2 protein-coding genes are annotated in these 2582 nt (G+C 63.6%); one reads left to right on the top strand and one right to left on the bottom strand.

The genetic code is table 11. The features are described from left to right. On the bottom strand, positions 1-653 hold a 653-nt coding region (locus tag EOA27_RS31370), incomplete at its 3' end, for an FAD-dependent oxidoreductase (RefSeq protein WP_127258089.1). Between the two features lie 191 nt (positions 654-844). Here EOA27_RS31370 and EOA27_RS31365 point away from each other — a divergent pair. Beyond that, the coding region (locus EOA27_RS31365) for a mechanosensitive ion channel family protein (RefSeq protein WP_145970657.1) at positions 845-2582 on the top strand (1738 nt) is incomplete at its 3' end.

The raw sequence follows: 2582 nt of genomic DNA, 5'->3' as shown, positions 1-2582 counted from the left end.
ACGCGGCCGCCGTCGCGCAGGAAGCCGGTGACCTCGCAATTCTCGATGATGTCGACGCCGCGGCGGTCGGCGCCGCGCGCATAGCCCCAGGCGACCGCGTCGTGCCGGGCCGTGCCGGCCCGCGGCTGCATCAGCCCGCCAAGCACCGGGAAGCGCGCCGAACCGGAGACATCCAGCGCCGGCACAAGCCGCTTGATCTGCTCGACGCTCATCAGTTCGGCGTCGACGCCGAGATGGCGCATGGCGTTGCCGCGCCTTGCATAATCGTCGAGCTGAGCAGGGGTGTGCGCAAGGTTAAGGCAGCCGCGCTGCGAGAACATGACATTGTAGTTGAGGTCGTGCGAAAGGTTCTCCCACAGCTTCATCGAATGCTCGTAGAAGCGGGTGTTCTGCGGCAAGAGATAGTTGGAGCGCACGGCGGTCGTGTTGCGGCCGACATTGCCCGAGCCCAGCCAGCCTTTTTCCAGCACGGCGACATTGGTGATGCCGTGTTCCTTGGCAAGGTAATAGGCGGTCGAAAGACCGTGCCCGCCGCCGCCGATGACGATCACATCGTAGGAAGCCTTGGGGTCAGGCTTCCGCCAGGCGGGCTTCCAATCCTTGTTGCCGGCCAGCGCATTCTTGAGCAGCGAAAAGGCTGAATATTCGGCCATTCTTCCCATCGTCCTTATGATGCGAGGCGGCAGACTATAGAGCAGGCGGGAAGCGCAAAGCCAAGATTGCGCCATCGCTTTTCGACAGGCCGACTCCGCTCGACGCGACCGGGACGGCTTGCCGCCCGATAGACCGGTCTTTATCAAGGGCGGAATTTCGAGGATTTTCGGCCGCGAGTCGCCACAACGCCATGTTTTTCCGCCTGCTGCGCCTGATCTTGGTCGTCATCGTCGCTGTCTTAGGGCAGCCGGTGTTCGACGCGTCGGCGCAGGCGATCGGCCACGGCTCGGCGCAACTCATCGCCGACCAGACCAAGGTCATCCAGGATCTGACGGCCAAGACGGACGGGCTGGAGAAGAGACTGGGCGACCCCGACCAGGACGATGCGGGGCTGGTCGATATCCGCCTGCAGCTCGAGGATATTTCGCGGGCGGCGCTGACCAGCGCGCTGGCATTCCGCCAGCGCCTCAACGATATCAACGCCCGCGTCGAAGTGCTTGGGCCGCCTCCGGCACAGGGGCAGCCGCCCGAGCCGGCGATCGTCAGCAACGAGCGCAGCGCGCTTGTCTCGGAGAAGGCCGAGATCAACGCGGTCGTCGCCAGCGCGCAGAATCTGTCGGTCCGCGTCAACGGGCTGGTCGACAAGATCTCAGTGATGCGCAGCGAGCTTTTCCGCAGCGTCATCACCAAACATTATGATCTGAACGACGCGCTGAGCCCGCAGGCCTTTTCCGACGCGCATGACCAGATCTCGGGTCTTTACAAGGCGGTGTCGTCCTGGCTGAGCTTCGCCCTCAAATTCAAGTTCCAGGCGATCCTTGCCGCGACGCTGATGGCGCTGGCGCTGGCGGCCGTGCTCTTGATCGGCGGCAGGCGCTTGTTCGGCCGCATATTCGAGGCCGACCCAACCGTCGAGGAGCCGTCCTATCTCAGCCGGCTGTCGGTCGCCTTCTGGTCGACGCTGCTGCCGACCCTGGCGCTCGGCGTCTTCTTCGCCTCGGCCGTGTTCTTCTTCAACTATTACAATGTGCTGCGCGGCGACATCGGCACGTTTCTCAATGCCCTGCTGACGGTGATCGGCATGGTTTTCTGCGTCAACCGGCTGACCAACGCTGCGCTTGAGCCACGGCTGCCCAACTGGCGCCTGATCCCGGTCGCGACGGGGCCGGCGCGCTGGCTCGTCGGGCTGACGACCGCGATGGCCCTGGTGCTCGGCTTGAATTACTTCCTGTCGGTCGTCAACGAGAAGATGGGCTCTCCGCTTTCGCTGACGATCGCCAGGAGCTTTATCGCAACCATCATCATCGGCGTCATCCTGATCCTGATGGGATGGTTGAAGCCTTTCAAGGCGCAGGACGGCTCATGGCGTCCCTGGCCGGCCTGGCTTCGTTTCCTTGCCGTCGGGCTCGGCCTGTTCACCATTGCCGCGGCATTGCTCGGCTATATCGGCCTGTCGCTTTTCGTCGCGTTCCAGGTCGTGGTGACCGGGACCGTCCTGGTGACGGCCTATATCGGTTTCCTCTCGGCGCGCGCGATCGGCGAGGAGGGCGGCTTCGCCGACACTTCGGTCGGGCGCTGGCTTTCGGAAAATTCAAGCTACGAGGATACCGCGCTCGACCAGCTCGGGCTGGTGGTCAGCATCGCCATCAACCTGATGATCGTCGTGGTCTTCCTGCCGCTGATCCTTTTGATGTGGGGTTTCCAGCCCGGCGATATCGAGGCCTGGGCCTATAAGCTGGCGACCGGCGTCTCGATCGGTTCGGTGACGATCTCTTTCCTCGGAATCCTCAGCGGCATTGTCGTCTTCATCATCGGCTATTTCCTGACGCGCTGGTTCCAGGGCTGGCTGGACGGCTCGGTGATGGCGCGCGGCAAGGTCGATGCCGGCGTGCGAAACTCGATCCGGCTCGGCGTCGGCTATGCAGGCG

The sequence above is a fragment of the Mesorhizobium sp. M2A.F.Ca.ET.037.01.1.1 genome (assembly GCF_003998075.1).
Classification (GTDB): Bacteria; Pseudomonadota; Alphaproteobacteria; order Rhizobiales; family Rhizobiaceae; genus Mesorhizobium.
The sequence above is the reverse complement of the archived record's forward strand: the minus strand, read 5'-3'. Positions and strand labels throughout refer to the sequence as shown.